Consider the following 24,063-nt stretch of genomic DNA (forward strand, 5'->3'; position numbering starts at 1 on the left):
AGCATGAGCCGTGCCCGAGCGCGTCGTCGTCGATACCGCCACGTTGGGGGCGCTGGCGGACGCGCTGACCCGCAGGGCAGGTCACCTTTCAGGCCTTGCGATACCCGGCGTCGCAGAGCTACCCGGTTCTGCGCTGGTCGGTGTGGCCGCACCGGCGCGCATCGCGGCTGAGGTGCACCGACTCGGTACGGCTCTGCAGGATTGGGTTTGCTCGATGCGCCGGTCGGTGGACGAACTCGGCGCCGCCGACGACGCCACCGCACAACGTCTTCAGCCGCGGTGAGCCCGCCGACCGTGTCGCAGGTGCTCACCTGGCGGCCGCAGGCGCTGGTCGAGGTCGCCGGCGCGTGGGACGACGCCGCGAGCCGGCTGCAGGCTCAGGCCGACGCCGTCGACGACGAGGTGGCCGGCAGCGCCGGCGTGTTCACCGGGTCGGCCGCGAGCGCGGCACGCGAAGCCATCGGCCCGACCACCGCGGGTCTGCGCGGGGTGTGCCGGGCACTGATCCTGGCCGCCGCGCAGGCGCGGGACGCGGCCGCGGTCATCACCCGCTGTCGCGACCGGGTCCTGGCGGTGGTGGCCGACGCCCGGCGCGACGGATACGGGGTGAACGAGGACGGGACGGTCGATCCCCCGGCGGCACCGTCAGAGCTTCTGGTGGTGTGCAGCGGCGGTTCCGATGCGGTGGCGCGCACGATGCTGGACGTGCGGGCGGCCGAGCTGACTCGCGTTCTGCACGGGGCGCTGTCGGCGCTCGGCGCGGCCGATGCGGAGGCGGCGACCGCGATCGACGCGGCGTTCGATGCCACCCCGGCCGGCCCGGCACCGGTTCGGCCGGCAGGGGCCGCAGGCAATCCGGTGGCCGACTGGCCACACCTGAGCCAGGACAGCATCGCCGCGGCGGTGACCGGGATGTCCGACGCCGACCGACAGCGGCTGATCGAGTCGAGGCCCCACGAGGTGGGCAACACCGACGGCGTGCCGTGGGAGACCAGGATCGCCGCCAACCGGATCAACATCGCCGATGCGATCCTCGACCAACGCCGTCGCATCGAGGTGCCCGACGAGGTCAAATTGCGGGCCGCCGTCGCACCGACGCTGGAAGCAGCTGATGCCGAACGACTTTGGGCGACACTGCACGCAGACCCGACCATGCGAGCCGCGGCGATTGCCGCGTACGACCGCGACGCACGCAGTCGCATCGCCTACTACGAGAGCCTGCTCGCCGACGTTCCCGATCCGGTGGACCGTGATCGCCGCGTGCCCAGACAGATCCTGGCATTCGACCCGCAGCGCGAGAGCTTCATCGAGTTGTCCGGTGACCTGACCCGGGCACACGCACTCGCGGTGCTGGTTCCCGGGCTCAACACCACCTTCGAGGGCGCAGCCGACGATGTCGCGACGGCGCGGCGTTTTGTCGCCGGATCCACCGGAGACGTCGCGATGATCACCTATCTGGGTGGCCCCTTCCCCACCGGGCAGCTGCTCGCCGGGGTCGCCGACGCCGCCGATCCGCGCTATGCGCTCACGATGGCGCCGCGACTGGTGGCGTTCAGCGAAGACGTCGAACGCCGCGCCGGTTCCATGCCCGTGACCTATATCGGCCATTCGTACGGCGGGTCGATCCTGGGCACCGCGGAATGTTTCGGGCTCACCGCCGACCGGGTGATCTACGTCGAGGCCGCGGGCGCCGGTGTGGGCGTTCATGATCCGTCGGACTGGCACAACCGCAACCCGGATGTGTTGCGATTCTCCCTGACCGCGCCCGGCGATCCGATCGGCCTGGTGCAGGGCATCCCGCTCGGGCCGCACGGGGCCGACCCCGACCAGTTACCCGGTGTGATCCCGCTGGCGGCCGGACGCACCCTCACCGGCGGGCCGATGGGCGGACTGTCGTCGCACAGCGACGTCCTCAACGAGCCGTCCGACGCGTGGCGCAACATCCTGGCGGTCATCACCGGCGACCGCGAGCACATCCGGGTCGGTTGAGATCGGCTACGCCACTGGGTAATCCGGCAGCGCCACGCGCTGCCCCACCCCGGCGGATGCGCGCGACAACAGCGCCGTCGCAGCCTTGGCGGCCGGGCTTGCCGCGGCGCGGGCAACGCCACGGAGCGTCGCGATGCCAATCCGGCTGCGCGGGTTGGCAATCCGCAGCACTCCCGGCCGTACGACGGGCGCCGAGTCCGCGAACGGCTGCATGCGGTGCTGGTATCGGCCCAGGGCCGCCGCATGATCGGAGGTGGCGGCCAGTTCGCCGGCGAGGATATAGGCACCGATCAGCGCCAGGCTGGTGCCCGCACCGCCGAAGGTGGCGTTGCAGAACGCGCAGTCGCCGAGCAGGCCGATGCGGCCCTTGCTCCACGAGGGCACGCGAATCTGGCCGGCGACCGAGAAGTACATCGGCGCACCGGCTTCGATCTCGCGCAGAATGCGCGGAGCGGCACCGCCGACATCGGCGAAAGTCTTACGCAGGATCGCGATCTGGTCACCCGGATCGAGATCTTCGATACCGCGGACATCGGAGATGAAGGTCAAGATGGCTCTGGTGCTGCCCAGGTTGTCCGGTCGCAGATGCACTCCGCGGGATCGTGTCGCGTGCTGCCAGTTCCACCATTGGTCATCGCTGTCGGACCGAGGGATGGTGGCGTAGGCGAAGTACATTCCCAGATCGTTGACCTCGTCGGCGCTGACGAATCGGCGCGATCGGGAGCGCAGACCTTCGGCGACGATCACGACGTCGGAGTCGAGCACGCTGCCGTCGTCGAGCACGGTGGTGACGTAGTCGCCGTGATCGGTGAGGTCGGTGATCTGGGTGCCGAAGCGGTAGTCGGTCTGACCCTCGGTGCGTTTGATCAGAATCCGCGACAGTTCGCCGCGTAGGATCTCCAGTTCCGCGGTCGGGCCGTCGGGGCCGCCCGGTGCACCGACCGGAAAGGAAGCCGCAGGCTTCCCGGTTGCGGTGACGAACCGGGTTCCGACCTCACCGGTGTTGGCCCGGCGTACCTCGTCTTCGATGCCCATCTTGCGCACGACTTCCCTTGCCGCACCACGGATGTCGACGTTCTGGCCTTCGTCGCGGCGCTGGGGGTAGCGCTCGATCACCGTGGTGCGCCAACCGCGCGCGGCCAGTTGGTCGGCCAGCGCCGGCCCGGCGATACCCGCACCCGAGATGACGGCGTGCGAGCTCAGGAGGTGGCCTCCGCGGCGCCCTCGGCGGCGGGCTCGTCACCCGCACTGGGCAGCAAGGCCTCCAACGCCGAACCGGTGATCCGCCGGAATGCCCGTCGCGGCCGCTTCGCATCCAGGATGGCCACCTCCAGGGTGGCCGGGCCCAGCACCCGCGGCTCGGCCGGCGGGGTGCTGCTACCGCTGGCGCCGGTGCCGTTGATACCGGCCCGCAACGCCTCGACGGCGATACCGACCGCATCCTTCAGCGGCGCGTTCTCGGAGTAGGACTCCTTGAGCGCGGTGATGATCGGCTCGGTGGTGCCACCCATGACGACGAAGTGCGGTTCATCGGCGATCGAGCCGTCGTAGGTGATCCGGTACAGCTCAGGGGGTTTCGTTTCGCCGTAATGGGCCACCTCGGCCACACACAGCTCCACCTCGTAGGGCTTGGCCTGCTCGGTGAAGATCGTTCCGAGGGTCTGTGCGTAGACGTTGGCGAGCTGGCGCCCCGTCACATCGCGACGGTCGTAGGCGTACCCGCGGGTGTCGGCGAACTGGATGCCGCCGCGGCGCAGGTTGTCGAACTCGTTGAACCGGCCCACGGCGGCGAAGCCGACGCGGTCGTAGAGCTCACTGATCTTCTGCAGGGACCGCGACGGGTTCTCCGCGACGAACAGCACCCCGGAGTCGTAGGCCAGCACGACCACGCTGCGGCCCCGGGAAATGCCTTTGCGCGCAAGCTCGGAACGCTCACGCATCGCCTGCTCAGGCGAGATGAAGTATGGGAAGCTCACTTAGTCCACCCGCGGTGCTTCGTTGCTGGGTCCTGTGCCGGGCCCGAATGTGTTTGTCGTGGAACGCTTTTCGATCACCTCGCGAGCGAGCGCGGAGATCCGGTCCTCGGGAACGTCGGTGGCGCCCTCGGCCTCGATCGTGACGGCCGTCGGGTATATGCCGCGCACCAGGTCCGGACCGCCCGTTGCCGAGTCGTCGTCGGCGGCGTCGTAGAGCGCCTCCACAGCGGCCCGCAACGCCGAATCCGCGTCGGTGACACCGGGATAGAGCTTCTTGATCGACGACTTGGCGAACAGCGAACCGGATCCCACCGACTGGTAGCCCTCTTGCTCGATGTTCCAGCCACCGGCGGCGTCGAACGACACGATCCGTCCGGCAGCTTCCGGATTCGGGTCATCGAGGTCATAACCCACCAGCAGCGGCAGTGCGACGAAGCCCTGCAGTGCCGCGCCGAGATTGCCGCGCACCATCGTCGACAGCCGATTCACCTTGCCGGGGAACGTCAGCGGGACGCCCTCGACTTTTTCGTAGTGCTCCAGTTCGACGGCGTACAGCCGGGCGAACTCCACGGCGATCGCGGCGGTGCCGGCGATACCGGTGGCCGTGTAGTCGTCGGTGATGTACACCTTCTGCACATCCCGGCTGGCGATCATGTTGCCCTGGGTGGCGCGGCGATCGCCGGCGATCAGCACTCCACCCGGATACCTCAGCGCGACGATCGTGGTGCCGTGCGGCAGCGCGTCACCGGGCAGCACACCGCTCGCGCCGGTGCTGGTCGGCAGCAGCTGGGGCGCTTCCCGCCGGAGATAGTCGGAAAACGAGGACAGATCGGTCAGAGGTGAGCTGGTGGCAAGGCGATCAGAGAACGGCCAGGTCACTGTCCGCCCTTTTGCACGTATGCACGCACGAAGTCCTCAGCGTTCTCTTCCAGGACGTCATCGATCTCGTCCAGCAGATCATCGGTCTCTTCCGCGAGCTTGTCGCGACGCTCTTGCCCGCCGGCACCGGTGCTACCGAGGTCGTCATCCTCGCCGCCCCCGCCGCCACGCTTGGTCTGCTCTTGAGCCATCGCTGCCTCCTGCTCGGGATCGGCGACTGTGTCGTGCCATTCGGCACGGGCCGCCGGTTCTTCTACCCTACCGGTCGAGACCGGTATTGCTCCGTCTAACGAACGTCAGGTCGTCAGTTGTTCCACGAGTTGCACTGCGCTGTCGACCGAATCGAGAAGCGCGCCCACGTGGGCTTTGCTACCGCGCAGTGGTTCCAGGGTCGGGATCCGCACCAGCGAATCACCGCCCAGATCGAAGATCACCGAGTCCCAGCTCGCCGCCGCGATGTCGGCACCGAAGCGGCGCAGGCATTCGCCACGGAAATACGCCCGGGTGTCGGTCGGCGGGTTGTCGACGGCGTCGATCACCTCCTGCTCGGTGACCAGACGCTTCATCGAGCCGCGCGCCACCAGCCGGTTGTACAGACCCTTGTCGAGCCGGACATCGGAGTACTGCAGGTCGACCAGATGCAGTCGCGGCGCAGACCAGCCGAGGTTCTCCCGCTGCCGGAAGCCCTCCAGCAGCCGCAGCTTGGCCGGCCAGTCCAGCAGCTCAGCGCACTCCATCGGGTCACGTTCCAGCAGGTCCAGGATGTGCGCCCAGGTTTCGACGACCTGCGTGGCCTGCGGATCGGGGTCGCGCGCATCGACCAGCTTGGCCACCCGATCCAGGTAGATCCGCTGGATGGCCAGCGCGGTGAGTTCCCGGCCGTCGGCCAGTGCCACGGTGGCCCGCAGCGACGGATCCCGGCTGACCACATGGACGGCGTGCACCGGCCGGGCCAGCGCCAGATCCGACAGATCGAGGCCGAATTTGGGGCCTTCCTCGATCAGATCCAGGACCAGCGAGGTCGTTCCCACCTTCAGATACGTCGAGGTCTCGGCCAGGTTCGCGTCGCCGATGATGACGTGCAGGCGGCGGTACTTGTCCGCGTCGGCGTGCGGCTCGTCGCGGGTGTTGATGATGCCGCGCTTGAGGGTGGTTTCCAGGCCGACCTCGACCTCGATGTAGTCGGCGCGCTGGGACAGCTGAAAACCCGGTTCGTCACCGGACGGACCGATCCCGACGCGGCCGGAACCGGTCACCACCTGCCGCGACACCATGAACGGCGTCAGGCCCGAGATCACCGCCGAGAACGGCGTCTGACGGCTCATCAGGTAGTTCTCGTGCGACCCGTAGGACGCGCCCTTGCCGTCGACGTTGTTCTTGTACAGCTGGAGCTTGGCCGCGCCGGGCACGCTGGCCACATGCCGGGCCGCGGCTTCCATCACCCGTTCTCCGGCCTTGTCCCAGATCACCGCATCCCGCGGATCGGTGACCTCGGGGGCCGAGTACTCCGGATGGGCGTGATCGACGTAGAGCCGGGCGCCGTTGGTGAGGATCATGTTCGCCGCGCCCACCTCGTCGGCGTCGACGATCGGCGGCGGTCCCGACGTGCGGCTCAGGTCGAACCCGCGGGCGTCCCGCAGCGGCGACTCCACCTCGTAATCCCACCGGGTGCGCTTGGCCCGCTGGATGCCGGCGGCCGCGGCGTACGCGAGCACCGCCTGGGTCGAGGTCAGGATCGGGTTGGCGGTCGGATCGGAAGGCGAGGAGATGCCGTACTCCACCTCGGTTCCGATGATCCTCTGCATGGCCGCCAGCCTAGCCGCCGCTGTTGCGCGCCTGCCGCGTGGACGGTGCCACTTCCGGCTAGGGTGACCTGACCCGAAAGCCCATATCGGAGCCGCGCAACGATGACATCACCGGACCGCCACGCCGAAGAACGCTGGTTTCTGGTTCGCGGTCTTCCCGCGGTGGTGCGGCGCGGCGCTCTGTTGCGCCAGATCTGGGGTCGATCGGTACCGGCACTGGCCGGAGTGGCCGTCTTCGCCGCCAACTCCATCCTGGTGGTGACGTTGTCGGGCAAGCACACCATCGACATCGACGGCAGGCCGACCGTCGCCGAGGGATTCCTGCTGGCGCTGATCGTGCTGGTGTCCCCGGTGGCGGCGCTGGTCGGGTGGTTGGTGTCGCGGATCGAGCGTCCGCTGTGGCGAGTCGTGGCCGCCAACGTCTCGGTGGCGGTCGCGATCCTCGGGTGCGTCTTCGGCGGTCCGAGCCCGCGCATCATGGTGAATCTGGTCCTGGTGGCGATCTCGATCGCCGTCATCGTGGTGGCCACCGCGTCCGGTGTCGGCTCGATCGCGGGCTGGGCTGCGCGGGACACCATGTCGAACCTGGCGCTCGCCAGCGGAATGTTCGTCCGCGCGCTACCGGTCGTGCTGCTGACGTTCCTGGTCTTCTTCAACACCTACGTGTGGCTGATGGCGGCGATCGTCAGCCGCGAACGACTGTGGCTGGCCATCGGATTCCTGTTCGCGATCGCCGCCGCCTTCCTGGTGTCGAGCACCCTGGAGCGGGTCCGCCCGATCCTCGGCGAGACCGCTGCCACCTCCGAGGACAAGGACCGGCTGGCGGGCACGCCATTCGAGGGCATCGCCGACGAACCCGGCGTCGACCCACTGTCCGGCGCCGAGCGGGCCAACGTGGTGTTCGTCGTGGCGGCCTCGCAGGTCGGCCAGGTGCTGACGGTCGCGCTGGCCACCGGGACGATCTTCTTCGTACTGGGACTGATCGTGCTCAGCCCGCCGCTGCTGGCGTCGTGGACGCGTGACAGCGGGCGCAACGACGGTCACATCCTCGGCATGACGCTGCCGGTTCCCGACCCGCTGATCCAGACGACCATGATGCTCACCGCGATCACGTTCATGTACCTGGCGGCCAAGGCCGTCACCGACAAGGAGTACCGCGCGCAATTCCTCGACCCACTGCTGGCCGACCTCCGGCTCACCCTGGTGGCGCGGGATCGTTACCGCTCCGCGCGGCGGGGACGCTGACATGACGTCGGCCTCGGCCCGTGAGGTTCACGAGTGGTTCCTGGCCCGCGGCCTGCCTCTGGTCCTGACACGACGGGTGCGTTCGCGACAACTGATCGCGCGGTCGGCGCCGGTGGTCAGCGGCATCGGAGCGTTGATCGCGGCGACGGCATTGATCGCCGATGTCAGCGACGGTCAGGTGGACGTCGGAACCGTTGTGCGGCTGGGCATCATGGCGGTCGTGCTGACCGCGGCGCCGTTCGTGCTGTATCTGCTGCACCGTGCCGGCACCACCCGCAGCGAGGCGGGCCGACGAAGCGCCGCCCTGTTGGTGATGGCGTTGTTCGTGATCGGTTTCCCGCTGGTCGACCGGGGCTGGACGGGGCTGACCGCGGCGGAGGTGGCCGGTTTCGGGGTGATCGCGCTTGTCGCCATCTGGCTGACCTATCTCGGTATCGGGTCGATTGTCTTGTGGGCGTTCCGATTCGCTTGGGTGCAGTTCGGGGCGCTCGGAACGCTGATGAGTCGCGCGCTACCGCTTCTGATGCTGACCGTGGTGGTGTATTTCACCGGCGAGCTGTGGCAGCTGTCGGCCCGCATGACGCGTGAACGCCTCTGGCAGACAATCGGTTTCCTGGCATTGGTCGCACTGGTGTTCATGGTGGTGACCATTCGTGACGAGGTGTCGGCGCTACGCGAAGACCGCTCGGGTCCGCGCGACACGGCGGCGCTGCTGGCCCGCACACCCCTGGCCACCCGGACCGACCCGGAGCGCACGCCGTTGTCGCCGGGCGAACAGGTCAACGTCGTCGCCGTCATGGTGGTCGCGCAGGCGATCCAGGTGGTGTTCTTCACCACCGGACTGTTCGCGTTCTTCCTCGCGCTGGGCACCATCGCGATTCCCGACGACGTCACGGTGCTGTGGTCGGCCGAGCAGTCGTGCCCGGTGGGTCAACCCCCCTGCGCCGGAACGTGGTTCGGCATCCACGTGCCGATACCTCAGACGGTGGTGCACACTTCTTTGTTCGTGGCGGTGCTCTCCGGGCTGTACTTCACCGTCAGCACGAGCGTTGACCCGCTGTACCGGCAGCGGTTCTTCGATCCGTTGGTCGCGGACGTCGCCGTGAGTCTGGCCGGCCGCGACGCGTATCTGGAGATGGAGGCAAGTGATGACCGAGCGCGATGACGTATTCGACAAGCGGTACGGGGAGGTGCTGCTGGTGACGGCCGGCCCCGACGGGCCCGAAGCGGCCGTCTACAACAGCTTTCCGCTCAACGACTGCCCGGCCGAGCTGTGGGACAAGCTCGACGCCGAGGCGATCGCCAAGGAGCACGGCGCGATGGCCGCGCTGCTGAACGGCCCGCGACATTGGCTGATGACCACCATCGACAAGGTCGCGCCCGATCGCCAGGAGATCGAGACCTTCGGCGGGATCGACATGATCAAGCAAGCCACGGTCAAGCTGTCGTCGATGAGCCCCGCGCCGTACACCGTCAACCACGTCGACCGCCGAACCGTGTTCAACTTCGATGCCGGCCGACCGATTTTCGAGCTTGTCGACCCGCAGGGACAACGCTGGGTCATGCAGACCTACAGCAAGGCGGTGGACCGCGAACTCGACCTCACGAACCTGGCGAGCTTGGCCACCCGGCTGGATCTGCCCGAGGGGTGGCGTTACGAGACCCGCACTTTGACCGAACGACTGAGCGTCGACACCACCACTCGCGATGCCCACGTCACGCAGGACAACCTCGGCAACAGCTACTCCCTGGAGTTTTGAGCTGCTGTAACAACTGACGGTGGCGACGATAACGCTGCGGTAAGGCTCACCTACGCCATACACTCCGGCCATCGTGCGCCGCCGATGTCGGCAGAGGTGTGCGATATCCGGGTGAAAGGAACCACCATGAAGAAACTCGTGATCACCGGCATCGCCGCTGTGGGATTCGGGTTGGCACTCGCCTCACCGGCATACGCGGATCAGGACTCCTTCATCACGACACTGGCCAATGACGGCTGGCATGGACCCGTCGACACCGCGGTGGCGCTGGGACAGCACATCTGCAGCGACATCGCCGCGGGTGTTCCGCAGGCGACCACGCTGCAGACCATCTCCGACAACACCACCGACGGCGTCGAGCCGAAGGATGCGGCCTTCTTCTACAGCGCCGCCGCCTCCCAGCTCTGCGGACACTGACGACGCGACCCTCGGCCCGGCCGGTACCTACAGGTACTGGCCCAGGTTCGACTCGGTGTCGATGGCCCGGCTGGCACTGCTGCTCTTGCCGGTGACCAGCGTGCGGATGTAGACGATCCGCTCGCCCTTCTTGCCCGAGATCCGCGCCCAGTCATCGGGATTCGTGGTGTTGGGCAGATCCTCGTTCTCGGCGAACTCGTCGACGATCGAGTCGAGCAGGTGCTGAATCCGAAGACCCCTCTGCCCGGTCTCCAGGACCGACTTGATCGCGTACTTCTTGGCCCGGTCGACCACGTTCTGGATCATGGCGCCGGAGTTGAAGTCCTTGAAGTACATGACCTCCTTGTCACCGTTGGCGTAGGTGACTTCGAGGAATCGGTTGTCGTCGATCTCCGCGTACATCCGGTCGACGACCTTCTCGATCATCGCCCGGATGCACAGCCCCCGGTCACCGCCGAACTCGGCGAGATCGTCGGCGTTCACCGGCAGGTCCTCGGTGAGGTACTTGCTGAAAATGTCCAGTGCCGCTTCGGCATCCGGGCGTTCGATCTTGATCTTGACGTCCAGGCGACCGGGCCGCAGGATCGCCGGGTCGATCATGTCCTCGCGGTTGGACGCGCCGATCACGATGACGTTCTCCAGCCCCTCCACACCGTCGATCTCCGACAGCAGCTGAGGCACGACCGTCGTCTCGACATCGGAGCTGACACCGGTGCCGCGGGTACGGAAGATCGAGTCCATCTCGTCGAAGAACACGATGACCGGCGTTCCCTCGGAAGCCTTTTCGCGCGCCCGCTGGAAAATCAGCCGGATGTGCCGTTCGGTCTCGCCGACGAACTTGTTCAGCAGCTCGGGGCCTTTGATGTTGAGGAAGTACGACTTCGCCTCGCGGGCGTCGTCGCCGCGAACCTCGGCCATCTTCTTGGCCAGTGAATTGGCCACGGCCTTGGCGATCAGCGTCTTACCGCACCCGGGCGGGCCGTAGAGCAGCACACCTTTCGGCGGCCGCAGCGCGTACTCGCGGTACAGCTCCTTGTGCAGGAACGGCAACTCGACGGCGTCGCGGATCTGCTCGATCTGGCGGGTGAGGCCGCCGATGTCGCTGTAGGCGACGTCGGGCACCTCTTCGAGAACCAGATCCTCGACCTCGGCCTTCGGAATCCGCTCGAAGGCGTAGCCGGCCTTGGTGTCGACCAACAGCGAGTCACCTGGGCGCAGCTTGCGGGGACGCAGATCGTCGTCGTCGAGTTCCTCGGCCACGTCGGCAGGCAGGTCCTCGATGGCGACCAGCGGTTCGGCCAGCCACACGATGCGTTCCTCGTCGGCATGCCCGACGACGAGCGCCCGATGTCCGTCGGCGAGGATCTCGCGGAGGGTGGAGATCTCCCCCACCGATTCGAAGTTTCCGGCTTCCACGACCGTCAGCGCCTCGTTGAGGCGAACCGTCTGGCCCTGCTTCAGAGCCTTCACGTCGATGTTCGGGGAGCACGTGAGCCGCATCTTGCGGCCGGAGGTGAACACGTCGACGGTGTCGTCCTCGTGGGAGCCCAACAGGACGCCGTATCCACTCGGCGGTTGACCGAGCCGGTCGACCTCTTCGCGCAGAGCGAGCAACTGCTGACGGGCTTCCTTGAGGGTGTCCATCAGCTTGGCGTTGCGCGATGCCAGGGAGTCGATGCGCGCCTCGAGCTGATGCACATCACGAGCACTGCGGGCGCCGCCCTGTGCACTCATGGCGTTCTCCAGCTGATCGCGCAGCACTGACGCCTCGCGGCGCAGCTCTTCTAGTTCGGCGGCGTCTTCGCCGGACAGCTGGGGTTCTTGTGCCTCGCTCATGTTGCGCTCCTTTCCCACACCGAGAGTTGGCGCGGTGGATACCTCAACGCTACCGGCCCAACCTCGATCATGTGCGTGCGGGGAATTTCGACACACTGGCAACACTGTTAATCTCTCTAATGAGTCGGGCAGATCGAGAGGACAGCCGTGACCCTGAAAGTCCTAGCCACGGGCGTTGCCGCCGCAGCCATCATCGGCGGCGTTGCCGCCGGTGTGACTTCGGTTGCATTCAGCTCGCCGGTGCCCGCACCGGCCGTGCAGCCCGTCGTCTTCGGCGCACCGATGCCGCAGACGCCGGCGCCGGAGCTCCAGAGCCAGCTTGTCGAAACCCTGAACGGGATCCAGGGCGGCGGGTCGTTCTCCGGCTCCAAGGCCTCGTACATCCAGTTCGGGCTGGGCCGCTTCGAGGGCATCGCCGCAGACCGCGCGTTCAACAACGCGTCGGCCAAGGGCCTGCTCCCGTTGAGCTTCAACGTCGCCGACATCGACCAGGAAGGCCCGACCGCGACGGCGAATGTCACCGCGACCGCGCCCAATGGTCAGACCGCGACCCAGAGCATCCAGTTCGTCGAAGGCCCCAGCCCCAGCGGCTGGCAGCTGACCAAGCAGTCGGCGCTAACGCTGATGCAAGGAGCCGGCTGAGTCAGCGCGGGATGCGACACCCGTTCTTCGTAGGTTTGAGCGCCGCCACAATCGTGGCGGCGCTCAGCCTCTCGGGGTGTTCTGACCACGTCGAGCCGAAATCGGCCCCGAGCCCGTTCGAGCAGTCGTCGACGCCGTTGGCGCCGGCTGACCACAACGCTGCTCCGCTGCCGGCACCCGACGCGCTGACCGATGTGCTCTACCGGCTGGCCGATCCGGCGGTGAAAGGGGCAGACAAGCTTCAGCTGGTCGAGTCCACCACGCCGGCCGACGCCGCGACCATCGACAAGTTCGCGGCGGCGCTGCGCGACGGCGGGTTCACACCGCTGACGTTCACCGCCTCCGAGATCCGGTGGTCGGATCGCCGCCCCGACGATGCGCTGGCATCGATCAACGTCACCACCTCGAACCCGGCCAACCCCGGTAACTTCACCTTTCCGATGGAGTTCCGGCAGGACCGCGGCGGCTGGCAGCTTTCTCGTGAGACCGCCGACATGCTGCTGGCCTTCGGCAATGCCCGTGGCGGTGCGAGCCCGGCCAGTCCGACCCCGACGCCCTGAATGTGGATCGGCTGGTTGGAATTCGACGTCCTGCTCGGTGACGTCCACTCGTTGAAGGAAAAGCGTGCCGTGGTGCGGCCGATCGTCGCCGAACTGCGCCGTCGATTCACGGTGTCGGCGGCTGAGACGGGTTCGACCGATCTGCACCGGCGGGCCGGCATCGGGGTGGCGGTGGTCGCCGGCGAGCGGGCCCACGTCGTCGAGGTGCTCGACGGTGCGGAACGGTTGGTCGCGGCGCGCCCCGAAATCGAATTGCTCTCGGTGCGACGCGGACTACACCGCAGCGACGACTAGGGCGCGAGCTTCTTGCGGCGCAGCGGGGTCGGCGTGATCGTGCCCGGGGCCAGCCGTCGCGCCGAGATCAGGAACGCCGTGTGGCCGCGCATGTTGTGCTGGGGACGCACCGCAAGGCCGACAACGTTCCAGCCGCGCTGCAACGATTCCCATGCCCTGGGCTCGGTCCAGCACTGCTGTTCGCGCAGCAGCTCGACGGTCTTGGACAGCTGGGTCACGGTTGCCACGTACACCATCAGCACCCCGCCGGGGATCAACAGCCGGGCCACGGTGTCCAGGACGTCCCACGGCGACAGCATGTCCAGGATGACGCGGTCGACCGACGCCTCGTCGAGGTCGGAGTCGACCAGGTCGCCGATGATCAGCCGCCAGTTCTCCGGGTCCTCGCCGAAGAAGGTCACCACGTTGCGCCGGGCGTGCACGGCGTGGTCGTCACGCACCTCATAGGAGATCACCTCGCCGTCGGGGCCGACGGCACGCAGCAGAGAGCACGTCAGCGCGCCGGAACCCGCTCCGGCCTCCAGGACCCGGGCGCCCGGAAAGATGTCGCCCTCATGCACGATCTGGGCGGCGTCCTTGGGGTAGATGACCTGGGCGCCGCGCGGCATCGAGAGCACGTAGTCGATGAGCAGCGGGCGCAGCACCAGGAAAGCGTCGCCGTTGGTCGACTTGACCACGCTGCCTTCCGGCAGGCCGATCACCGCGTCGTGCTCGATGGCCCCGCGGTGGGTGTGGAACTCACTGCCCGGGTTGAGGATCATCGTGTAGTGACGGCCCTTGGCGTCGGTGAGCTGGACGCGGTCCCCGACGACGAAGGGGCCGGTGCGGCGCGGGGCGGGATCGTCGGTCACAGCCGTTCAGCCTGCCATAGCGGACTCGCCGCGCCGCATACCGTCACCTTGTCGGCACACCGTCCTAGGCTGCAGTTATGTCAGATCAGGTGCTGCAGGCGTCGCGTCCCGCGTTGTCGCCGTCGCGGGCCGCCGACTTCAAGCAGTGCCCGCTGCTGTACCGCTTCCGGGCCGTTGACCGGCTGCCCGAGCCGCCGTCGACCGCTCAGCTGCGGGGTTCGGTGGTGCACGCCGCCCTCGAGCAGCTGTACGGTTTGCCGGCCGCCGAGCGTGGCCCGGATACCGCATTGTCGTTGGTCGACCCGGCGTGGGAGCGGGTGCTGTCCGAACACCCGGACTTCGCCGGCGATTTCACCGACGAGCAGCGCACCCAGCTCGTCGCGGAGGCACGCGCCCTGCTGACCGGCTACTACCGACTCGAGGACCCGACCCGCTTCGATCCACAGAGCTGCGAGCAACGGATCGAGGTCGAACTGGCCGACGGAACGCTGCTGCGCGGTTTCGTCGACCGGATCGACGTCGCGGGCACCGGCGAGCTCCGGGTGGTGGACTACAAGACCGGGAAGGCACCACCGGAGGCCAGGGCACTCGCGGAGTTCAAGGCGCTGTTTCAGATGAAGTTCTACGCCGTCGCATTGCTGCGTTCCCGTGAGGTGCTGGCCAGCCGATTGCGGCTGATCTATCTGGCGGACGGCCAGGTGCTCGACTACTCCCCTGCGCTCGACGAGCTGCTTCGCTTCGAGAAGACTCTGATGGCGATCTGGCGCGCCATCCAATCGGCCGGTGCGACAGGCGATTTCCGGGCCAACCCCTCGCGCCTGTGTAACTGGTGCAGCCATCAGGCGCTCTGTCCGGCGTATGGCGGCACGCCGCCGCCCTATCCCGGCTGGCCCGAACAGATCGGCGGCGAGCCGGCCGCATGAGCTGTTACTATCGGCGGCTCGGAATCGACGGCGAGGCAGAGCTTTTCGCGTCGACCGACGACACCCGGAGCAACTGGAATTCCGACATCCAGCACGGGTCGCCGCCGCTGGCATTGTTGACCAAGGCGATCGAGGCGAAGCTGTCCGACGGTATGCGGATCGGCCGGTTGACTCTGGACATCCTGGGGGCGATACCGATCACCGAGATGCGGGTGCAGGCCAGGGTTGACCGGCCGGGCAGCCGCATTGCGCTGCTCTCGGCCGAGATGTCGGCGGAGCGTCCCGACGGTCCGCCGCGCGCCGTGGCTCGGGTGACGGCCTGGGCGTTGGCCACCTCCGATACCGCCGACGCCGCAACCGATCGCTATCCACCGCTGATCGAGGGCCCCACCGCACCGCTGGAGCTGCACTGGAAGGATGCGCACGGCTACGTCGAGTCGGTGGAATGGCGGCGGCAGTACGACGGATCCGACAGCGGCACCGTGTATTGGATGTCGCCCATTTCCAATCTGGTGGACGACGAGCCCACCACCGCGCTCGAGCGACTCGCCATGGTGGTCGACTCCGCGAATGGCATTGGCGCCGCGATAGATCCGCAGAAGTTCATCTACATGAACACCGACACGGCGGTGCATCTGCATCGCGCGCCGGTGGGCAGCGATTTCGGTGTGCGCGCTCGCGGATCCATCGGGCCGGACGGGATCGGGGTGACCACGGCCGAGTTGTTCGACCGCGACGGATTCATCGGAACCTCGGCGCAGACGCTGCTGGTGCAGCGCCGGTAGGCAGCCTATATCTACTTGCGTCTATATAGACGTAGTGCAATACTCGGAGATGTGGACGTCTTCGAGGCAGTCGCCGAACCAAATCGCCGGGTGTTGCTGGATACCTTGGCCGCCGGTGATCGCACCGCCGGGGAACTCGTTGCGGCACTGCCGGATCTGACGCAACCCTCGGTGTCGCGGCATCTGCGCATCCTGCGGGAAGTCGGGCTGGTCGAGGTCCGCCCGGATGCGCAACGCAGGATCTACGCGCTGCGCGCCGACGGACTTGTCGCGATCGACAGCTGGATCGAGCAGTACCGCCAGTTCTGGAGCGGCCACCTCGACGCGCTCGAACGCCACTTGAAGACGACCAAGGAGAGCTCATGACCACCCGCGAGGGCCGGCTCAGCATCGAAAATGACCGGGCAGTGCTGACTTTCGAGCGCCGACTCCCCCACCCTGTCGAGCGGGTGTGGGACGCGATCACCAACCCGGAGGAACGCAGCAAATGGATGGGTGACACCACCATCGACGCCCGCGAGGGCGGGACGATCGACATGATCCCTGCCGCACCACCGATCCCGGCCGACGAGAAAAGGATGGCGGGCCGCATCCTGGTGTGGGATCCGCCGCATGTCTTCGAGCACGAATGGAACCAGCGGATCGTCGAACCCGGGGTTGTGCGTTACGAGTTGGTTCCCGACGGCGACGGAACGCTGCTGCGATTCAGTCACCGCGGGCTTGGTGTGCGCAACGCCAACGGTTTTCGGCCCGGGACGCATGCCTACCTGGACCGCCTCGAGGCCTATATGTCCGGGGGCGAGATACCCGACTGGCAGGAGCGCTACCGCGAGGTGGCCGAGAGTGCATACGGAGGACAAGCATGGTGACACCGCACGTGGTGGTGGCATCTCACTCAGGCTTCGGCCACACCGCGACCTTGGCGCAGGCCGTGGCGCGGGGAGCGTCGGCGGCGGGAGCACAGGTCCGGCGGATAGCGGTCGACACCCTCGGCGACGACGATTGGCCGATACTCGATGCGGCCGACGCGATCATTTTCGGCTGCCCCACGTACATGGGAAACGTGTCGGCCGGTTTTCAGGCTTTCGCCGAACGCACCGGCCGGCGCTGCATGGAGGGCACCTGGCGCGACAAGGTGGGTGCGGGCTTCACCAACTCCGGATCGAAGGCCGGTGACAAGCTACAGACCCTCAGCGCGCTTGCGGTGTTCGCCGCCCAGCATCACATGCACTGGGTCAACCTCGGCCTGACTGCGGGATGGAACACCAGCGCCGCAAGCGAATTCGACCTGAATCGGCTGGGCTTCTGGCTGGGCGCCGGTGCCTCGACCGATGTCGACGCCGACCCGACCGCGGTACACGACGCCGATCTGCGCACCTGCGAACACCTTGGCCATCGCGTCACCTCGGTGACGCGACAGCTTCTGGCCGGACGCGAGCTCTGCGCGGCACCCTAGAAGGGTGGTGGGTCGTCCGAATCGGGTGGCGCCGGCCCGGCAGACGACAGTGAGCGTTCAGCCCGATTGCGGGCGCGCTCCGCCTCAATCTGGTGGCCGCGGTTCTGCCGCCGGGTCGTTCGACGCTTCGGCATCATTACCGAGCGGTCACCACAGCGATGCGCTATCGGTTTCGGACTCGGGGGCGGACCGGTAGGAGTCATCAACCCGGGAAACAGCAGGAGGCTGCCGGGCGTCGTCACGTAGATTTCGCCATTGGGCAAAGTCCAGATCACCGTGCCGTCGGGCAGCTGCTGATCCCTCCAGCCCCAGAAAGTCTTGAGAATGTGATGTTCTCGGCATAGGCACTTCAGATTGGAGGCGTGTGTCGCCCCGCGCGGCCACGGAACAGTGTGGTCGATGTCGCAATGGGTGGCCGGGCGGTCACAACCAGGTGCCCGGCAGGTGAGGTCGCGGGCTCGCACGAAATCGGCAAGCGCACGCGAGGGGTGGTAATCGCAGTCGGACAGTATGTCGACGGGAATGGTCACCGGACGCTGACGCGCGGTGGCCTTCAACCCGGCGAGCTCTTCTGCCGAGATCAGCTCACCGCTGTCGAGCAGGTAGGCGGGTTTGTTGGATGTGCCATCGAGCGTGGACTGCTCGGCGACGACATGAATGACGACCGACCCTGCTGGCTTTTCCGTTGCGGTGCAGTCGGGTTCGCCGCAGTCGCAGGGAAGTCGGTCAATGCCGGTGCCGAGCGCTCCCAGCGCGTCGGAGCGACGTTGTCCCATCGTGCGCGGATCGCTCTCGCACACGGACTTCGCCAGAGTGTTGAGCCGCTTTTCGAGGGCCGCCGCGTGGCCGGTGGACAGCCGTGCCGTCAGGTCCACGTACCCGTCACAAGACTCCCAGAAGGTGACATCACGATCACTACCGCGATCTTTCATCCGCCGAACCGCATCCGGGTCTCGCCGAACCACGAGCTCGTCGATCTCACTGGCGAGTCTGCCCCGGGTCATCGACGGCCAGCGGGCAACGCGGGCGGCCAGGTCCGCATCGAGTTCAGCCATGGTGTCGACGTCGGTGACGAGATGGGTTCGGAAGACGATCGTTTGATACAGCCGGCAATCGATATCGCCGGCCTCGAATACAGCAGCGACTGCAGGCAACCGCAGCATCGCCAATGCGTAGTTCATGTAGCTGTTGGCCTTGGCCAGGCTGAGCCGCAGTGCGGCAGCGACTTCGGCGCCGACGGTGGCCCACGTGTCCACGGCCCAGTCTTCGCGTTCACCGTGCTCTACCCGGCGCAGTTCGAAGAGGTCGGCGATTGCGCGCAGCCGAAGTGCGGCCGCTTGATTCTCCAGCCGCGCCGCGTTGGTCAGCCGGTAAACCAGGCCGCGCGAGCCATCGGTGTCGGGCGACTCGAACGGCCGACCTGGCCATTCATCGAACATGTGTTCGAGTATGCCACCGGCCTACGACATTGATTCTGTTAAACGGGTTCGGGTGAGATGGTCTTGGCCGTTCGCCGTTGGTGATGACTCGTGGTCCGACTGATGCCCTGTTGGGTTGTCTTCCAATTGATTTGTCTCACCAGCGCCGTGCGGTCAGGCACCGCAAACGAGAGCCCGGCGGGGCGGACATGACTTAATCAGGAGCCTGGACAGTTCCCTCGTCAATGTCTTGTCTGCCCGTCCCGCCGGGTTGTCACCCACCGCCGCAAAACGGAGAGGACACCCACCATCGTGACATCCCCACGCCGCGTCGTCATCGGCGTCGATACCCATCTCGACACCATTCACCTCGCAGCACTGACCGATAGCGGTCAACCCCTCGGCGATGCCGAATTCAGGACCAACCCGACCGGCTACTACGTCGCGATCACCTGGGCCCGAAGCTTCGGGGAGGTGTTCATTGCCGGGGTGGAGGGCACCAGCAGCTACGGCGCCGGGTTCACCCAAGCGTTGCAGGACAACGATATTCACGTCGTCGAAGTCAATCGGCCCGACCGCGGCGCTCGGCGCCGTCACGGCAAGTCCGACCCGTTGGATGCCTACAGTGCCGCCCGCGCGGTGCTATCCGGTCACGGTCTAGCAGTTCCCAAAGACCGCACCACCGGTGCGCTCAAAGCCCTCCTGATCGCCCGCCGTGGCGGCATCAAAGCCCGCAGCGCAGCCATCCAGCAGATCAAAGACCTGCTCGTCACCGCACCGGCTGACCTGCGCGAGCGCTACCGCCGCTACCCGACAACCTTGCGGCTGGTGCAGGCGTTAGCGCGCTGCCGGCCCACCGCCCACCACGACCCGACCACTAACGCGGTCCTCACCGCCTGCAAAGCCCTGGCCCAGCGCATCGAGTTCCTCGAGCGCCAAATCGGCGAGCTGACCACCCAACTCGACACCATGACCCGCGCCCTGAACCCCGCGCTACGCGCCGCCTTCGGGGTAGGTCCCGACACCGCCGCCCAGTTGCTGATCACCGCCGGCGCCAACACCGACCGACTGCGCTCCGAGGCCGCCTTCGCCCGCCTCGCCGGGGTGGCCCCTATCCCGGCCTCCTCCGGCAAAACCACCCGCCACCGGCTCTCCCGCGGCGGAGACCGAGCCGCCAACAACGCCCTGCACCGCATCGCGCTGGTCCGCTGGTCTCACGACGAACACACCCGCACCTACGCCGCCCGCCAACTCGCCGCCGGCAGATCCAAAAAAGACGTCCTGCGCCTACTCAAACGCGCCATCGCCCGCGAGATGTTCAAACACCTCACCGCACCCTGCCCAATCGATGACTACAGCGACCTCAGACCCACCCGACAAGCCCGAAACATCACCCTGACCAGCGCCGCACAACACCTCGGCGTCTGGCCCACCGTCATCTCACGACTCGAACGCGGACTCCAACGCCACGACACCCTGGCCACCACCTACCGCCACTGGCTCAACACCCACCACATTGACGCCGCTTGACTCCTAACACAGATAGGAGCATCAATTCTCAGTCGTACTGACCGACGAGGTCAGTCGCGGTGGACTTCAACGCCCCAGAGCACGCGGCGGACGACCGTGCGGAATCCGCGGGGTTGGGAAGCGGGGTCGGGCTCGGTCGGGGCCTCCGGCTCAGGCTCTGCCGCAGCCCCCGGCTCGGCTTCAGCTTCGGGCTCAGCTTCCGCCTCGGGCTCGGGCTCGGGCTCGGGCTCGGGCTCAGGTTCAGGTTCAGCCTCGGGCTCAGCTTCAGCAGTCGGTTCGACTTCAGGCTCGGGCTCAGCTGCAGCCTCGGGCTCCGGCTCCGCCTCGGGCTCAGCAGTCGGTTCGGCTTCCGCCGCAGGCTCCGCCTCGGGCTCAGCAGTCGGTTCGGCTTCCGCCCCAGGCTCCGCCTCGGGCTCAGCTGCAGGCTCCGGCTCCGGCTCCGCCTCAGCTTCCGGCTCAGCCTCGGGCTCGGCCTCCGCCTCAGCTTCCGGCTCGGCCTCGGGCTCGGCTTCCGCCTCAGCTTCCGGCTCGGCCTCGGGCTCGGCTTCCGCCTCAGCTTCAGCTTCCGCCTCAGCCTCAGCTTCCGGCTCAACCTCGGGCTCCTCCGTATCGCCAACAGCGGCGGCGTCTTCGGAGTCATGTTCGGCTGCCACGGTCGCGGCGGCGACAATACCTCCGCCCGTCGCGACCGCCACCAAGTCCTCGGCCATCCGCTCGGCCGGCGACTCCTCGTCGGCCTCACCGGCTGCCGCGTGCTCACCGCCCAACGTGGTCGGATCCTCGCGGCCCTTGGGCGCCAACAGGATGTACACAATCGCACCGATGAACACGAACACCGACGTGAACGAATTCACCCGGATACCCGCGATATGGGTGGCGGTGTCGTCGCGCAACAACTCGACCCAGAATCGGCCGATGCAGTACGCCGCCACATACGCCGCGAACAGCCGGCCGTGGCCGATCTTGAACCGCCGGTCGATCCAGATCAGGAAGAGGAACACCAGCACGTTCCACAGCAGCTCGTAGAGGAACGTCGGCTGCACCACCGCGGCGACCTGCCCGGTCGACACCCCGTCGAGGGAGTGCACGTCGACCATCCCGGACGAGTCCCGCCGGTAGAAGATCTCCATCCCCCACGGCACGGTGGTCTCGCGGCCGTACAGCTCCTGGTTGAAGTAGTTCCCGAGCCGGCCGATCGCCTGCGCCAACACAATTCCCGGCGCGATCGCGTCGCCGAACGCGGGCAACGGAATCCCTCTGCGGCGGCAGGCAATCCACGCACCCACACCGCCGAGGGCAACCGCACCCCAGATGCCTAGGCCGCCATCCCAGATCCGCAACGCCGCACCGACGCCGGCGCCACCCTCGGCGAAATACGTTCGCCAGTCGGTCATCAGGTGATACAGACGCCCACCGATCAGACCGAACGGCACCGCCCACAGCGCGATGTCGTAGATGACGCCCCGCTCGCCACCACGGGCCACCCAGCGGCGATCACCGATCACCAGCGCCGCGATGATGCCGGCGATGATGCACAGCGCATAGGCCCGGATCGGTACCGGGCCCAGATGCCACACGCCCTGAGACGGACTCGGGAAATAAGCCAAGACGGTCGTCGTCACGAAGCGGACACCTTCTGTCGCACACCCACGGCCAACTCCTCGGTCAGCGTCCGCACTGCCGCCAACCCATCGGTCAATGCCGACACAAGAGCCGAACCCACGATCACCCCGTCGGCGAAGGCCGCGATCTCGGCGGCCTGCTCACGGGAGCGCACGCCAAGACCGACCCCCACCGGGATGTCGGAAACCTCTTTGACCCGCCGCACGAGTTCCGGTGCTGCGCTCGACACCGCGTCCCGCGCGCCGGTGACACCCATGGTCGACGCCGCGTAGACGAAACCCCGCGAGGCCTGCACGGTTTTGGCCAGCCGCTCCGGGGTCGACGACGGTGCCACCAGGAAGATCCGGTCCAGATCGTGTACTTCTGCGGCGGCCAGCCACTCGTCGGCCTCGTCCGGAATCAAGTCCGGGGTGATCATGCCCAGTCCCCCGGCGGCCGCCAGATCGCGCGACCACGCGTCAATTCCGTAGTGCAGCATGAGATTCCAGTACGTCATAACAACGGCATGACCGCCGGCCGCGCTGATGGCCTCCACCGCGCGCAGGGTATCGCGAACCCGGACGCCGCCCTGCAACGCGGCCTCGGTCGCGGTCGCGATGACCGGCCCGTCCATCCCCGGATCGGAGTACGGAACCCCGACTTCGACGATGTCACAACCAGATTCGACCAGAGCCACCAGCGCGTCGATCGACACGTCGACGGACGGATACCCGGTCGGCAGATACCCGATCAGAGCGGCACGGCCCTCGTCGTGGCACGCCGCGAACACCGAACCCAGCCGTCCCGCCTGGGCGTGCTGGACGGTCATGAGGCTCCCGGGCCGGTCTGGTCGAACAGCCCGAACCACTTGGCCGCCGTCTCCACGTCCTTGTCGCCGCGGCCCGACAGGTTGACCAGGATGATCGAACCCGGGCCCAACTCGGCCGCCAGCTTCACCACGCCGGCCACGGCGTGCGCCGATTCGATGGCCGGGATGATGCCCTCCAGTCGACACAACAGCCGGAACGCGTCCATGGCCTCGGTGTCGGTGATCGGCTGGTACTCGGTACGCCCGATGTCCTTGAGGAACGCATGCTCGGGTCCGACGCCCGGATAATCCAGACCCGCCGAGATCGAATGCGACTCGATGGTCTGGCCATCCTCGTTCTGCAGAAGATACGAGTAGGACCCCTGGAACGCTCCCGGTGTTCCACCGGCGAAAGTCGCTGCATGCCTTCCGGTTTCGACGCCATCACCGGCCGCCTCGTAACCGATCAGCCGCACATTCACGTCATCGATGAACGGGTGGAAGATGCCGATCGCATTGGACCCGCCACCCACGCAGGCAGCCACCGCATCCGGCAGCCGGCCGGCCTGCGCCAGCATCTGCGCCCGCGCCTCGAGGCCGATGATGCGCTGGAAGTCGCGCACCATCATCGGGAACGGGTGCGGCCCGGCGGCGGTCCCGAAACAGTAGTACGTGCTGTCGGCGTTGGTGACCCAGTCGCGGAAGGCGTCGTTGATGGCGTCCTTGAGCGTCTTCGAGCCGGACTCCACCGACACCACCTCGGCGCCCAGCAGCCGCATCCGCGCGACGTTGAGCGCCTGGCGCGCGGTGTCCACCGCGCCCATGTAGATCACGCAGTCCAGACCCAGCAGCGCACACGCGGTCGCGGTCGCGACGCCGTGCTGGCCGGCGCCGGTCTCGGCGATCACCCGGGTCTTGCCCATCTGCTTGGCCAGCAGCGCCTGGCCGAGCACGTTGTTGATCTTGTGCGAGCCGGTGTGGTTGAGGTCCTCGCGCTTGAGAAAGATCCGTGCCCCACCGAGGTGCTCGCTCAGCCGGACCGCTTCGTAGAGCGGCGACGGGCGCCCGGCGTAGTGGGTCTGCAGGTTGTCGAGGCGATCCAGGAATTCCTGGTCGGTGCGCGCCTTTTCGTAGGCGGCCGTCACCTCTTCGATCACGGCCATCAACGCCTCGGCCACGTACCGTCCGCCGTAGGCGCCGAAGTGCCCGCGGGCATCGGGTTCGTGCAACGTCTGCTCGGCCACGGCCGCGCTCATGCGCGGCACGTTCGGAGTGGAGATATCAGCC

The 24,063-nt window shown here is 67.3% G+C and carries 26 protein-coding genes; 15 read left to right on the forward strand and 11 right to left on the reverse strand.

Translation table 11 applies throughout. From position 1 onward, the window contains the following. Window positions 1-10: 10 nt before the first annotated feature. Complete coding sequence (locus D3H54_RS15685; protein WP_149379817.1) at window positions 11-283, forward strand: DUF7162 family protein; 273 nt, start codon at window positions 11-13, stop codon at window positions 281-283. Next, window positions 280-1,989, forward strand: coding sequence for an alpha/beta hydrolase (locus tag D3H54_RS15690; RefSeq protein ID WP_149379818.1), 1,710 nt, complete (start codon window positions 280-282; stop codon window positions 1,987-1,989). Before D3H54_RS15685 ends, D3H54_RS15690 begins: the two co-directional genes overlap by 4 nt. Window positions 1,990-1,995: 6 nt before the next feature. Here the strand turns inward: D3H54_RS15690 and D3H54_RS15695 are convergent, their stop codons facing one another. The 5 genes from D3H54_RS15695 to dop all read right to left on the reverse strand — a co-directional run bounded on the left by D3H54_RS15695 (window position 1,996) and on the right by dop (window position 6,649). Further along, complete coding sequence (locus tag D3H54_RS15695; protein WP_149379819.1) at window positions 1,996-3,192, reverse strand: FAD-dependent monooxygenase; 1,197 nt, start codon at window positions 3,190-3,192, stop codon at window positions 1,996-1,998. After that, window positions 3,189-3,965, reverse strand: a complete 777-nt coding sequence (gene prcA, locus D3H54_RS15700; RefSeq protein ID WP_149379820.1) for a proteasome subunit alpha — start codon at window positions 3,963-3,965, stop codon at window positions 3,189-3,191. Before prcA ends, D3H54_RS15695 begins: the two co-directional genes overlap by 4 nt. Then, the gene (prcB, locus tag D3H54_RS15705) at window positions 3,966-4,844 is read right to left on the reverse strand and encodes a proteasome subunit beta (protein ID WP_149379821.1); all 879 of its coding nucleotides are present in this window, start codon (window positions 4,842-4,844) and stop codon (window positions 3,966-3,968) included. After that, window positions 4,841-5,035: a ubiquitin-like protein Pup gene (locus D3H54_RS15710; RefSeq protein ID WP_036337615.1), complete on the reverse strand. Its 195-nt coding sequence runs from the start codon at window positions 5,033-5,035 to the stop codon at window positions 4,841-4,843. The genes prcB and D3H54_RS15710 overlap by 4 nt, the downstream gene beginning before the upstream one ends. A 105-nt stretch (window positions 5,036-5,140) precedes the next feature. After that, complete coding sequence (gene dop / locus D3H54_RS15715) at window positions 5,141-6,649, reverse strand: depupylase/deamidase Dop (protein ID WP_149379822.1); 1,509 nt, start codon at window positions 6,647-6,649, stop codon at window positions 5,141-5,143. Window positions 6,650-6,751: 102 nt separating this feature from the next. Here dop and D3H54_RS15720 point away from each other — a divergent pair, with 102 nt between their 5' ends. The 4 genes from D3H54_RS15720 to D3H54_RS15735 all read left to right on the forward strand — a co-directional run bounded on the left by D3H54_RS15720 (window position 6,752) and on the right by D3H54_RS15735 (window position 10,071). Then, window positions 6,752-7,894, forward strand: a complete 1,143-nt coding sequence (locus D3H54_RS15720; RefSeq protein ID WP_149379823.1) for a hypothetical protein — start codon at window positions 6,752-6,754, stop codon at window positions 7,892-7,894. Between the two features lies 1 nt (window position 7,895). Beyond that, complete coding sequence (locus D3H54_RS15725; protein ID WP_149379824.1) at window positions 7,896-9,059, forward strand: hypothetical protein; 1,164 nt, start codon at window positions 7,896-7,898, stop codon at window positions 9,057-9,059. Beyond that, window positions 9,043-9,654, forward strand: a complete 612-nt coding sequence (locus D3H54_RS15730; protein WP_149379825.1) for a hypothetical protein — start codon at window positions 9,043-9,045, stop codon at window positions 9,652-9,654. Before D3H54_RS15725 ends, D3H54_RS15730 begins: the two co-directional genes overlap by 17 nt. A gap of 126 nt (window positions 9,655-9,780) precedes the next feature. Then, window positions 9,781-10,071, forward strand: a complete 291-nt coding sequence (locus D3H54_RS15735) for a DUF732 domain-containing protein (protein ID WP_168214876.1) — start codon at window positions 9,781-9,783, stop codon at window positions 10,069-10,071. A 27-nt stretch (window positions 10,072-10,098) separates the two neighbouring features. Here the strand turns inward: D3H54_RS15735 and arc are convergent, their stop codons facing one another. Next, window positions 10,099-11,907 (reverse strand): proteasome ATPase, encoded by a 1,809-nt coding sequence (arc, locus tag D3H54_RS15740; RefSeq protein ID WP_210419557.1) that lies wholly within the window; start codon window positions 11,905-11,907, stop codon window positions 10,099-10,101. A 147-nt stretch (window positions 11,908-12,054) separates the two neighbouring features. Here arc and D3H54_RS15745 point away from each other — a divergent pair, with 147 nt between their 5' ends. The 3 genes from D3H54_RS15745 to D3H54_RS15755 are packed head-to-tail and all read left to right on the forward strand — an operon-like array spanning window position 12,055 to window position 13,403. Then, window positions 12,055-12,549 carry an MTB12 family secreted protein gene (locus tag D3H54_RS15745; RefSeq protein WP_149379827.1) on the forward strand — a complete coding sequence of 165 codons (495 nt, stop codon included), beginning with the start codon at window positions 12,055-12,057 and terminating at the stop codon, window positions 12,547-12,549. Window positions 12,550-12,560: 11 nt separating this feature from the next. Continuing rightward, window positions 12,561-13,109: a lipoprotein LppK gene (gene lppK / locus D3H54_RS15750; RefSeq protein ID WP_149379828.1), complete on the forward strand. Its 549-nt coding sequence runs from the start codon at window positions 12,561-12,563 to the stop codon at window positions 13,107-13,109. Continuing rightward, entirely contained in the window at window positions 13,110-13,403 is a 294-nt protein-coding gene (locus tag D3H54_RS15755; protein WP_115319899.1) for a DUF503 domain-containing protein, read from the forward strand. Here the strand turns inward: D3H54_RS15755 and D3H54_RS15760 are convergent. Beyond that, on the reverse strand, window positions 13,400-14,254 hold the full coding sequence (locus D3H54_RS15760; protein ID WP_149379829.1) for a tRNA (adenine-N1)-methyltransferase: 855 nt from the start codon (window positions 14,252-14,254) through the stop codon (window positions 13,400-13,402). The genes D3H54_RS15755 and D3H54_RS15760 overlap by 4 nt on opposite strands. 77 nt (window positions 14,255-14,331) lie before the next feature. Here D3H54_RS15760 and D3H54_RS15765 point away from each other — a divergent pair, with 77 nt between their 5' ends. From D3H54_RS15765 to D3H54_RS15785, 5 genes are read left to right on the forward strand one after another with little or no spacing between them, the layout of a single operon-like run. Continuing rightward, on the forward strand, window positions 14,332-15,177 hold the full coding sequence (locus D3H54_RS15765) for a RecB family exonuclease (protein WP_115319897.1): 846 nt from the start codon (window positions 14,332-14,334) through the stop codon (window positions 15,175-15,177). Beyond that, window positions 15,174-15,962: a thioesterase family protein gene (locus tag D3H54_RS15770; protein WP_115319896.1), complete on the forward strand. Its 789-nt coding sequence runs from the start codon at window positions 15,174-15,176 to the stop codon at window positions 15,960-15,962. The genes D3H54_RS15765 and D3H54_RS15770 overlap by 4 nt, the downstream gene beginning before the upstream one ends. A 51-nt stretch (window positions 15,963-16,013) precedes the next feature. Then, entirely contained in the window at window positions 16,014-16,328 is a 315-nt protein-coding gene (locus tag D3H54_RS15775; protein WP_115319895.1) for an ArsR/SmtB family transcription factor, read from the forward strand. After that, complete coding sequence (locus D3H54_RS15780; RefSeq protein ID WP_149379830.1) at window positions 16,325-16,831, forward strand: SRPBCC family protein; 507 nt, start codon at window positions 16,325-16,327, stop codon at window positions 16,829-16,831. Before D3H54_RS15775 ends, D3H54_RS15780 begins: the two co-directional genes overlap by 4 nt. Next, window positions 16,825-17,418, forward strand: a complete 594-nt coding sequence (locus tag D3H54_RS15785) for a flavodoxin family protein (protein ID WP_149379831.1) — start codon at window positions 16,825-16,827, stop codon at window positions 17,416-17,418. The genes D3H54_RS15780 and D3H54_RS15785 overlap by 7 nt, the downstream gene beginning before the upstream one ends. On the opposite strand, the gene D3H54_RS15790 is transcribed toward D3H54_RS15785, so the two are convergent. Then, window positions 17,415-18,857, reverse strand: a complete 1,443-nt coding sequence (locus D3H54_RS15790) for an HNH endonuclease signature motif containing protein (RefSeq protein WP_149379832.1) — start codon at window positions 18,855-18,857, stop codon at window positions 17,415-17,417. The two genes, D3H54_RS15785 and D3H54_RS15790, sit on opposite strands and share 4 nt — an antisense overlap. A gap of 291 nt (window positions 18,858-19,148) precedes the next feature. On the opposite strand from D3H54_RS15790, the gene D3H54_RS15795 reads away from it, so the two are divergent. After that, window positions 19,149-20,366, forward strand: a complete 1,218-nt coding sequence (locus D3H54_RS15795; RefSeq protein ID WP_149378412.1) for an IS110 family RNA-guided transposase — start codon at window positions 19,149-19,151, stop codon at window positions 20,364-20,366. A gap of 50 nt (window positions 20,367-20,416) precedes the next feature. Here the strand turns inward: D3H54_RS15795 and lgt are convergent, their stop codons facing one another. The 3 genes from lgt to trpB are packed head-to-tail and all read right to left on the reverse strand — an operon-like array spanning window position 20,417 to window position 24,032. Next, on the reverse strand, window positions 20,417-21,988 hold the full coding sequence (gene lgt, locus D3H54_RS15800) for a prolipoprotein diacylglyceryl transferase (RefSeq protein ID WP_149379833.1): 1,572 nt from the start codon (window positions 21,986-21,988) through the stop codon (window positions 20,417-20,419). Continuing rightward, complete coding sequence (gene trpA / locus D3H54_RS15805) at window positions 21,985-22,797, reverse strand: tryptophan synthase subunit alpha (RefSeq protein ID WP_149379834.1); 813 nt, start codon at window positions 22,795-22,797, stop codon at window positions 21,985-21,987. The genes lgt and trpA overlap by 4 nt, the downstream gene beginning before the upstream one ends. Continuing rightward, a complete protein-coding gene (gene trpB, locus D3H54_RS15810) occupies window positions 22,794-24,032 on the reverse strand; it encodes a tryptophan synthase subunit beta (RefSeq protein WP_168214877.1) in 1,239 nt (412 codons plus the stop codon). The genes trpA and trpB overlap by 4 nt, the downstream gene beginning before the upstream one ends. Between the last annotated feature and the right edge of the window lie 31 nt (window positions 24,033-24,063).

The sequence above is a fragment of the Mycobacterium sp. ELW1 genome (assembly GCF_008329905.1).
Classification (GTDB): domain Bacteria; phylum Actinomycetota; class Actinomycetes; order Mycobacteriales; family Mycobacteriaceae; genus Mycobacterium.

Excerpts from the sequence above, each read along its gene's own strand:
- D3H54_RS15710 (WP_036337615.1), bottom strand. The coding sequence starts at position 5,035 with ATGGCTCAAGAGCAGACCAAGCGTGGCGGCGGGGGCGGCGAGGATGAC.
- dop (WP_149379822.1), bottom strand. The coding sequence starts at position 6,649 with ATGCAGAGGATCATCGGAACCGAGGTGGAGTACGGCATCTCCTCGCCT.
- D3H54_RS15720 (WP_149379823.1), top strand. The coding sequence starts at position 6,752 with ATGACATCACCGGACCGCCACGCCGAAGAACGCTGGTTTCTGGTTCGC.
- D3H54_RS15725 (WP_149379824.1), top strand. The coding sequence starts at position 7,896 with ATGACGTCGGCCTCGGCCCGTGAGGTTCACGAGTGGTTCCTGGCCCGC.
- D3H54_RS15730 (WP_149379825.1), top strand. The coding sequence starts at position 9,043 with ATGACCGAGCGCGATGACGTATTCGACAAGCGGTACGGGGAGGTGCTG.
- D3H54_RS15735 (WP_168214876.1), top strand. The coding sequence starts at position 9,781 with ATGAAGAAACTCGTGATCACCGGCATCGCCGCTGTGGGATTCGGGTTG.
- arc (WP_210419557.1), bottom strand. The coding sequence starts at position 11,907 with ATGAGCGAGGCACAAGAACCCCAGCTGTCCGGCGAAGACGCCGCCGAA.
- lppK (WP_149379828.1), top strand. The coding sequence starts at position 12,561 with ATGCGACACCCGTTCTTCGTAGGTTTGAGCGCCGCCACAATCGTGGCG.
- D3H54_RS15755 (WP_115319899.1), top strand. The coding sequence starts at position 13,110 with ATGTGGATCGGCTGGTTGGAATTCGACGTCCTGCTCGGTGACGTCCAC.
- D3H54_RS15765 (WP_115319897.1), top strand. The coding sequence starts at position 14,332 with ATGTCAGATCAGGTGCTGCAGGCGTCGCGTCCCGCGTTGTCGCCGTCG.
- D3H54_RS15770 (WP_115319896.1), top strand. The coding sequence starts at position 15,174 with ATGAGCTGTTACTATCGGCGGCTCGGAATCGACGGCGAGGCAGAGCTT.
- D3H54_RS15780 (WP_149379830.1), top strand. The coding sequence starts at position 16,325 with ATGACCACCCGCGAGGGCCGGCTCAGCATCGAAAATGACCGGGCAGTG.
- D3H54_RS15785 (WP_149379831.1), top strand. The coding sequence starts at position 16,825 with ATGGTGACACCGCACGTGGTGGTGGCATCTCACTCAGGCTTCGGCCAC.
- D3H54_RS15790 (WP_149379832.1), bottom strand. The coding sequence starts at position 18,857 with ATGTTCGATGAATGGCCAGGTCGGCCGTTCGAGTCGCCCGACACCGAT.
- trpA (WP_149379834.1), bottom strand. The coding sequence starts at position 22,797 with ATGACCGTCCAGCACGCCCAGGCGGGACGGCTGGGTTCGGTGTTCGCG.
- trpB (WP_168214877.1), bottom strand. The coding sequence starts at position 24,032 with ATGAGCGCGGCCGTGGCCGAGCAGACGTTGCACGAACCCGATGCCCGC.